The sequence below is a fragment of the Streptomyces atriruber genome (assembly GCF_001418325.1).
Lineage (GTDB): Bacteria > Actinomycetota > Actinomycetes > Streptomycetales > Streptomycetaceae > Streptomyces > Streptomyces atriruber.
Window position 1 is genome coordinate 1 of record NZ_LIPN01000275.1, and the last position, 7,629, is coordinate 7,629.

Annotated in this window: 7 protein-coding genes and 1 pseudogene; 1 reads left to right on the forward strand and 7 read right to left on the reverse strand. The window is 70.8% G+C overall.

Going from position 1 to position 7,629, the window contains the following annotated elements; genetic code table 11:
* The 6 genes from AOK03_RS26715 to AOK03_RS26740 form a co-directional block, all read right to left on the reverse strand.
* Positions 1-1,494, reverse strand: a 1,494-nt coding sequence (locus tag AOK03_RS26715) for a lipopolysaccharide biosynthesis protein (protein WP_425264417.1), incomplete at its 3' end; no start/stop codon positions are given.
* Positions 1,487-2,296 carry a polysaccharide deacetylase family protein gene (locus tag AOK03_RS26720; RefSeq protein WP_208609606.1) on the reverse strand — a complete coding sequence of 270 codons (810 nt, stop codon included), beginning with the start codon at positions 2,294-2,296 and terminating at the stop codon, positions 1,487-1,489. The genes AOK03_RS26720 and AOK03_RS26715, both read right to left, overlap by 8 nt.
* On the reverse strand, positions 2,293-3,339 hold the full coding sequence (locus tag AOK03_RS26725) for a glycosyltransferase family 2 protein (RefSeq protein WP_055567899.1): 1,047 nt from the start codon (positions 3,337-3,339) through the stop codon (positions 2,293-2,295). The genes AOK03_RS26720 and AOK03_RS26725 overlap by 4 nt, the downstream gene beginning before the upstream one ends.
* Positions 3,336-4,169 (reverse strand): glycosyltransferase family 2 protein, encoded by an 834-nt coding sequence (locus tag AOK03_RS26730; protein ID WP_055567900.1) that lies wholly within the window; start codon positions 4,167-4,169, stop codon positions 3,336-3,338. The genes AOK03_RS26725 and AOK03_RS26730 overlap by 4 nt, the downstream gene beginning before the upstream one ends.
* 362 nt (positions 4,170-4,531) lie before the next feature.
* Positions 4,532-5,632 (reverse strand): GNAT family N-acetyltransferase, encoded by a 1,101-nt coding sequence (locus AOK03_RS26735; RefSeq protein WP_055567901.1) that lies wholly within the window; start codon positions 5,630-5,632, stop codon positions 4,532-4,534.
* A gap of 1 nt (position 5,633) precedes the next feature.
* Complete coding sequence (locus tag AOK03_RS26740) at positions 5,634-6,059, reverse strand: hypothetical protein (protein WP_055567902.1); 426 nt, start codon at positions 6,057-6,059, stop codon at positions 5,634-5,636.
* A gap of 232 nt (positions 6,060-6,291) precedes the next feature.
* On the opposite strand from AOK03_RS26740, the gene AOK03_RS26745 reads away from it, so the two are divergent.
* Positions 6,292-7,113, forward strand: coding sequence for an SGNH/GDSL hydrolase family protein (locus AOK03_RS26745; RefSeq protein WP_055567903.1), 822 nt, complete (start codon positions 6,292-6,294; stop codon positions 7,111-7,113).
* A gap of 16 nt (positions 7,114-7,129) precedes the next feature.
* Here the strand turns inward: AOK03_RS26745 and AOK03_RS26750 are convergent.
* Positions 7,130-7,629, reverse strand: a pseudogene (locus tag AOK03_RS26750) (serine/threonine protein kinase); the annotation flags it as partial.

Below are 7,629 nucleotides of genomic sequence, written 5' to 3' on the forward strand. Positions count from 1 at the left end.
GCCCCCGGCGCCGCCCCCGCCCGGCGCCCCGGTGGCCTCCGCCCCGGCCCGCACCTGCTCCGCGGGCGTGTCCGGCGTCCCCAGGTCGGCCAGGTCCCCGTCCGGCGCCGCTTCCCCGGCCCGGCCCGAGGGCGCCGCCCGCACCACGCGGTACAGCTTCGGCGCCGCGATGGCCACGATCACGGCCAGGCTGGAGATCTCCGCGATGCCCGCGCCGGTGAGCCCCATCCGCGGCAGCAGGAGCAGCGTGAGCCCGAGCACCAGGACGCACAACAGGCCCTGCAGCCAGGCGATCCCGGAGGTCTTGCTCTGGGCGCGCTGCACCGCGAAGTACGTCTCCATGACGACCCGCAGCAGCGCCCCCACGGCGAACCAGCGCAGCAGGGGAGTGGCCGCGTCCGCGTACCCCTGTCCGAACATGCGCAGGATCATCGGCGCGGCCAGGAAGAGGATCCCGCAGACCGGCAGCATGATCGTCGCCATTCGGCGCAGCGCCGAGCGGGTGTTGGCGGCGAGCAGCGCCGGATCGTGCGCGCCCTCCACGGTCAGCGAGGCGCCCATGTTGATGGCGAGGAGGTTGACCGTGCCGCCGATGGTGGTGGTGATGTAGAAGTACGCGTTGTCGACCGAGCTGACCTGCGAGGCGACGATGACCGGGACGAGGTAGACCACGGCGAGCGAGAAGAGCGAGCCGGTGTAGTCCCCGGCCAGGAAGCGGCCGATCTCGCGCAGCGTGGGCGGATGCGCCTTCCCGGCGGTGGCCTTCACGTGCCTGGGCACCAGGCGCCGGAAGACCAGCCAGCCGAGCGGGATCACCGACACGACGATCGAGGCGACCCAGGAGACGAAGACGCCCGCGGTGGGGATCGCCGCGGCCATCGCGATGAGCAGCCCCAGCTTGGCCACCGAGAAGACGGTGTTGCCGACGGGCACCCAGAGCGCGCTGCGCAGCCCGGTCAGGACTCCGTCCTGCAGGGTCAGGACCGACCAGGCCACGACGGCGAGGACGAAACCGATGCCGTGGACGGGCCCGTGCAGGAAGCGGTACGAGGGTCCCCAGAGGTCGAGCGTGAGCAGGAAGACGAGGGCGGCGAACGCCACCGCCACCGAACTTCCCGCGTACGTGCGGAAGATGAGCCTGCCCGTGGCGCGGCCCGCGATGGGGATGAACCGCGCGAGCGCGCCGGTCAGCGTCACGGCGGTGAGCCCCGCGAGGAGCTTCATCGCCGCGATCGCCGCCGACCCCTGGCCGACCGCCGACTCCGAGTAGTACCGGGCGGCCGCCAGCCAGAAGCCCACGCCGAGCACGCCGGAGATGCCGGTGTTGAGCATCAGCGCGTACGCGTTGCGGAACAGCGGGCTGTTGCCGCCGCCCCGGCCCGGCAGCCGCATTCTGCGCGGCCTGCCGGGCTTTCCGGGCTTGCCGGAACGCCGGGTGCCTCCGCCACCGGCGGGACCGGGGACGGAGGCCTGGGCCGTGGTCGTGTCAGACACGGGAACGGATTGCCTTCCGGCGGACCTGTCGGGCTCTGCGGATCACCGCGTACCCCTTGGTGAGGGCGCGGTCCGCGGCGAAGTTGCGGCTGATCGCGCGGCCCGTCACCAGCCGCTCGAACTCATCGGCACCGGTGGTGCGGCGCACGGTCACGCGCCGCAGGGCGTACGGACCCTGGGTGCGGCGGGCCAGGCCGTTCCCGACGGCGAGCGCCTGGCGGAAGCCCGTCTCGCGCACCCGTTCGCGCACCCTTCGGCTGGAGTAGCCGTAGGGGTACGCGAAGGACGCGGGCCGGGTGCCCAGTTCGTCGGCGACGATGTCGCGGCAGCGCCGCAGCTCGAACCGGAGCGCGTCGTCGGACAGCTGGTCGAGCTGGGGGTGCGTGTGGCTGTGCCCGCCGATCTCCGCGCCCGCGGCGGCGAGTTCGCGCACCTGGTCCCAGTCGAGCATGCGGTCCAGGGCGCCCCCGGTGTCGTACTCCCCGCGCAGCCAGCCGGTGGAGACGAACAGGGTCGACGCGAAGCCGTGCTTGGCGAGCACGGGCAGCGCGTACCGATGCACGCCTTCGTAGCCGTCGTCGAAGGTGATCAGGACGGGCCGATCCGGCAGCGTCTGGCCCCGCGACCGCCAGCGGGCAGCCAGTTGGGCGGCCGTGAGCGGTGTGAACCCCTGCTCGCCGAGCACCTCCATCTGGCGCTCGAAGTCGTCGGGCGACACCGAGAGCCCGTGCGTCGCGGCGCTCGGCACGCGTGCCACGGAGTGGTACATCAGGATCGGCACGGATTCCGTGCTCGTGCTCATGCGGCAGCCCCCTCGCCACCCGTACTCCGCGCGTCCCCGGCGGGCCCGCCGGCCGCCACGGCCGAGGACGCCGAGGGCACCGGGAGCACCGAGAACGCGGCGCCTCCCCTGCGCGCACGGATGCTGCCGAGTACGTACCCCCCGGCCGCGGTGAGCACTCCCGTCACGATGGCCCCGGCGCGGCCCGCGCCGCCCGCGCGGCCGAGCGCCGCGTCGCGCAGGCCGCGGCCGACCCCCGAGGGCAGCACGCGCGTGGTGTACCGCCGCTCGGACTCCAGGCCTTTCGAGGCGCCGACGCTCTGGGCGACGAGCGCCTTGGAGAGGCCTTCCGCGTACGTCCTCGTACGGAAGTAGCGGAACCGCTCCCGTGCGGCCGGCACCCGGTGGTGGATCACCGAGCGGTCGTCGATGAGCAGCACCGCGTCCGGCCGCGCGCGGGTGAGGCGGATGCAGAACTCCGTCTCCTCGCAGCCCAGCGGGCGCTTGTCGCCGTCCCGTCCGATGCCCGTGGCGAAGCCGCCCGCCGCGTCGAAGGCGGTGCGCCGGAACGAGGCGTTGCCGCCGAGGACGTTGCGCACCCTGACCCGGCCCGGGGGGAGTCCCTTGTACGTACAGCCGACGACCCAGTCGAACTCCTCGGGGAACCAGGCCGGGCGCCGCCCGGACTCCCAGGCGGGCAGGGTGCGGCCGCCGACGGCGAGGACCCGCGGGTCCTCGAACCCCTCGGCGAAGTGCCGCAGCCAGTCCCGCTCGGCGACGGCGTCGTCGTCGAGGAAGGCGATGAAGGCGCCGCGGGCCGCGGCGATCCCGGTGTTGCGTCCGGCCGAGAGGCCGCGGGGGCCCGCGTTGGCGAGCACCCGCACGTCCTCGGTCTGCCGGTACTCCCTGGTGAGCCGGTCCAGGAGCGTGGCGTTGTGGTCGACCACCAGGAGCGTTTCCAGGGCCGTCAGGGACTGCGCGCGCACCGAGGCGACCGCCGCGAGGACGTCCTCCCAGCGGTCCTCGGTGTACGCGCAGATGACGACGGAGATGTCCGAGCTCAAGACGCCTCTCCCTGACCTGTGCGCAGGGGCAGCCCTCGGGCGCTCTTGCGCCGTGCGCCGCGCTTCGCGCGGTTGGAGCGCTCGGAGAGGATCACCTTCAGGACGCGGAAGCCGTCCCGGACGGCTCTGAGGTTGCTGGCGCCGTGGATCCGCAGGTACTCGTGGCTCGGGATCTCCTGGACCTTGAGCCCCGCCTTGACGACCCGGATGTTCATCAGGGTCTCGACCTCGAAGCCGGTGCAGTCGAGCTCGATCTTGTCGAGGCAGTGCCGCCAGAAGGCGTTGTAGCCGTAGCACAGGTCGGTGTAGCGCGCCCCGAACTTGGTGTTCACGACGGAGCACAGGACGTGGTTGCCGAGCTTGCGGATCGGCGTCATGTCGTCCGTGCCGCCGCCGTTGGCGAACCGGGATCCCTTGGCGAAGTCCGCGCCCGAGACGAGGGCGGAGACGTAGGAGACGATCTCGTGGCCGTCGGCCGAGCCGTCGGCGTCGACCATCACGATGATGTCGCCCGTGCACGCGGCGAAGCCGGTGATCAGGGCGTCGCCCTTGCCCTTGCCGAGCTGGCGGACGACCTTCACGCCGGGCCACAGGTCGCGGGCCACGGCCACCGTGTCGTCGGTGGAGTTCCCGTCCACGAGGACGACCTCATGGATCCAGTCGGGAAGTGTCTTGAAGACGTACGGAAGATTCTCCGCTTCGTTCATGGCGGGTATGACGACACTCACCGGTGGTGTGATCGCCAAGTGGGTGGAGATCGGACGGTAGTTCTTGGAGATCTCTTTCAGCGGGTCTTGTCCGGCATCTGCCGGGCGCACAAACGAACTCATGAGTCCGGTGGTCCCTCTCGTCCGGTGGACCGCCCGCCCCGGGGCGGTCCGGCAATTGATCCGGTTCGAAAGGGGGGTTCACACTTGAGCATGACGAAATGGATCTCCGTGCATGCCGAGTGAGCTGGCATAGCGCGGGACGTGACTCGGTCGAAGAGCGGTCACCGAGCACGGCACCCCCCTACCGCGCCCCGCACCGGCACCATCGCGATCTTGAGCCCTCCCCTAGATCGCATTGCGTGATGGACCGTTGCGGGTGGATGTACGACGGTATTGATGATTGAGACTGTATGGCAAGACCTGGAACGTGGTCCCACGTTTCTCATGATTTGGGTAATCTATGCGGCCACATTCGGACTGCTTTATTCCCTGTTTCTAGATCGAATTCGACCCATGCGCTTGAGCATTTTGTCGGCCGGTTCGAAGAATTCCGGTCGTGATTGCACGGTGTTCCGCAGCGCCCTGATCGGAATGCGCCTCGCGAGGTGTCCGAACGCCACCGGGTGGCGGAGCGCCACCCACCCCTCCGACACGGTCAGTTCGCGTGTCTTGAGGGAGTCCTTGTATGCCTTCTGGCCACGGCCGAGATCGAGGTGGGCGATGCCGTCGGCCGCGGCGGCCTCGGCCATGCGCAGATGCAGGACCAGGCCGGGCGAGTACTTCGCGAACGCGGGGTCGTACGCGGGGAACCAGCAGGCGAGGATCCGCTCGGAGCGCAGTCCGAAGTGCGCGGCGATCGGCGCGTCCCCGGCGTAGAGGACCGAGAGGATCCCGGCGAACGAGTCGGAGCGGGTGTGGAAGAGCCGGCGCACCAGGTGGGCGATCCACGGATGCGCGAAGCGGTCGCTGCGGCCCGTCCTGCGGTACTGCGCGGACTTCCAGCCCATCAGCGTGGCCAGAACCGTGGGGTCGCGCTCGTCGTGGACGTAGCGGACCGGCCCGTGGTCGCGGCCGAGTCTGCGCTCCTTGGCGAGTGTGGTGCGGGTGAACTTCGGTGACCGGGCGCGGAGTTGGCCGAGATAGGCCTCGTAGCCCTGGTCGATGTCCATGACGGGGGACGGGAAGGTGCCGGAGGCGCTCGCCTCGAACGGTGCCTGTCCGCCCACCAGGTGGTCGAACTCCCACACCGAGAGCCCGCAGGCCCTCAGCAGTTCCCTCGCGTCCCAGTCGAAGCCCGGCCGGTGGACCAGCCCCTGGCAGTCCGAGACGCCCAGGCCGACGGCCCTGCCGACGCCGGTGACGGACCGCTGGAAGGGCAGGAACGCGGCCTGCTCGCGCTCCTCGCGCACGACGGCGATCCGCACCCCGCGCCGCTCGTGTCCGATCGCGAGTGCGAACTCGGGGGAGAGGAAGGGGTTGGCGAGCTCGGGAGAGCCGTCGAGGTGCGCCTTGGACTGCAGCGCGGTCCACGCCGCCCGGTCGGCCGCGGTGAGCTCGCCGGGGCGGTGCACGGTGATGTTCACGTCAGGAGGTCCACCTTCTCGCCGCTCGGCGGCGAAGCTGCCGTCCCGCTGTCAGCAGGAGGATGAGCGCGCTGAGCGCGGCGACCGCGGCGACTCCGCCGCGCACCGACCACACGTGGAGCGCCAGCATGCCCTGTGCGACGAGCAGGTTGACCGCCATGGCCCCGGACGCGGAAGCCACGGCCCGGCCCCACGGCGTGAGTGCGCGCAGCGCAGCGCCGATCGCGACGCCCGGCGCGGCGAGGAGGAAGAAAAGGGTGAACGGGCCGCGCAGCGGCGAGCTCAGATCGATGAGCGCGAGCATCGCGCCGACGCCGCCCACGGCGACGGCCGCCCCGGCGAGCAACGGCAACAGGTCCTTCTCGGCGTCCTGTCCGGTCTGCTGCCCCGTGTCTGATGACGGTGCCTTGCTCCAGATGGTCTGCATTGGCGACTTTGCCCCCCGACGCGCCGGATGCCGGGCTTCAATGTCGCGCAGTCCGCGGCGGCCCGTCAAGATGCGGAGAGCGTGTGCAGATGTTCCCCGCCACACCCTTCCGGGAGGTGAACTCCCCACGTGGGAAAGGGGATTGTTGACGAATTTATTGACATGGACACTATCGGCGGGCGGGGGTGCGTGCTACCACGGTCCAGGCAGAAATCCTGCTAAGGGAGGTTCCATGAAATTGTCCCGAATCACGGCATACATGTCCTCGCTCCTCCTTGCGGCCGCCTTCGCGCTCACCGGCGCGGCAGCGGCTCACGCGGACCAGTCGGCCGACCAGAGGGCCGCGGCTACCGGCTACGTGGCCCTCGGCGACTCCTACTCCTCGGGCGTCGGCGCCGGCAGCTACGACAGCGGAAGCGGCAACTGCAAGCGCAGCACCCGTGCCTACCCCGCTCTGTGGGCGGCCGCCCATTCACCCTCCAGCTTCAACTTCACGGCTTGCTCGGGCGCTCGTACGGGTGATGTTCTGGCGAACCAGCTGGGCCCGCTCGGCAGCGGCACCGGCCTCGTCTCCATCTCCATCGGCGGCAACGACGCGGGCTTCGCCGACGTCATGACCACCTGCGTGCTGCAGTCCGAGAGCAACTGCATCGCCCGCATCAACCAGGCCCGCCAGTTCGTCGACTCCACGCTCCCCGGCAACCTCGACAAGGTCTACGACGCGATCAGCGCGAAAGCACCCTCGGCCCGTGTCGTGGTGCTCGGCTACCCCCGCTTCTACAAGCTGAGCGGCAGCTGCCTCGCCGGACTCTCCGAGCGTGAGCGGGCCGCCATCAACGACGCCTCCGACTACCTCAACGCGGCCACCGAGAAGCGCGCCGCCGACCACGGCTTCGCGTACGGCAACGTCGCGTCCGCCTTCGCCGGGCACGAGATCTGCTCGGGCAGCCCCTGGCTGCACAGCGTGAACTGGACCAACATCGGCGAGTCCTACCACCCCACCGCCGCCGGTCAGTCCGGTGGCTACCTCCCCGTGTTCACCGCGGCGGCCTGACCCCCGTCCGCTCCACCTACCCGTTCGGTGTGTAGGAGGCCCCGCCCGTCGGGGTCTCCTGCTCGCACGCCACCGCGTACGCGACCGAGTTCGACGTCGCCGCCACCGGCTTGCGCACCTCGACACGGATCGAGTTCTGATACGTCCCGCCCCCCTCGTCGTAGGCGGTCTCCACGTGGTTGACCTGGCGGGTCTTCCCGCCGCCCGAGGAGAAGGACAGCGTCTTCCAGCCCGGGTCGCCCGGCTCGCCCGACGCCGTGACCCAGCGGTACTCGACGGTGGTGGGCACCCGCCCCACCGTGAACGTCGCCGTGAACGACGGTGCCTGACCGGGCGTCGGCGGACACACTCCCTGGTACTGCGTGTGGGCACCCACGACGTGCACCTTTACGCTCTGCGCGGGCGGCTTGGTGGTGCCTCCGCCCCCGCCGCTCGTGGAGCTCCCGTTGTCCTTCCCGTCCGTGGAATCCGTGGCGCCGGTCGTCCCGCCCCCGCCGGACCCGCCGTTCGAACCCC

Excerpts from the sequence above, each read along its gene's own strand:
- AOK03_RS26720 (WP_208609606.1), bottom strand. The coding sequence starts at position 2,296 with ATGAGCACGAGCACGGAATCCGTGCCGATCCTGATGTACCACTCCGTG.
- AOK03_RS26730 (WP_055567900.1), bottom strand. The coding sequence starts at position 4,169 with ATGAGTTCGTTTGTGCGCCCGGCAGATGCCGGACAAGACCCGCTGAAA.
- AOK03_RS26740 (WP_055567902.1), bottom strand. The coding sequence starts at position 6,059 with ATGCAGACCATCTGGAGCAAGGCACCGTCATCAGACACGGGGCAGCAG.
- AOK03_RS26745 (WP_055567903.1), top strand. The coding sequence starts at position 6,292 with ATGAAATTGTCCCGAATCACGGCATACATGTCCTCGCTCCTCCTTGCG.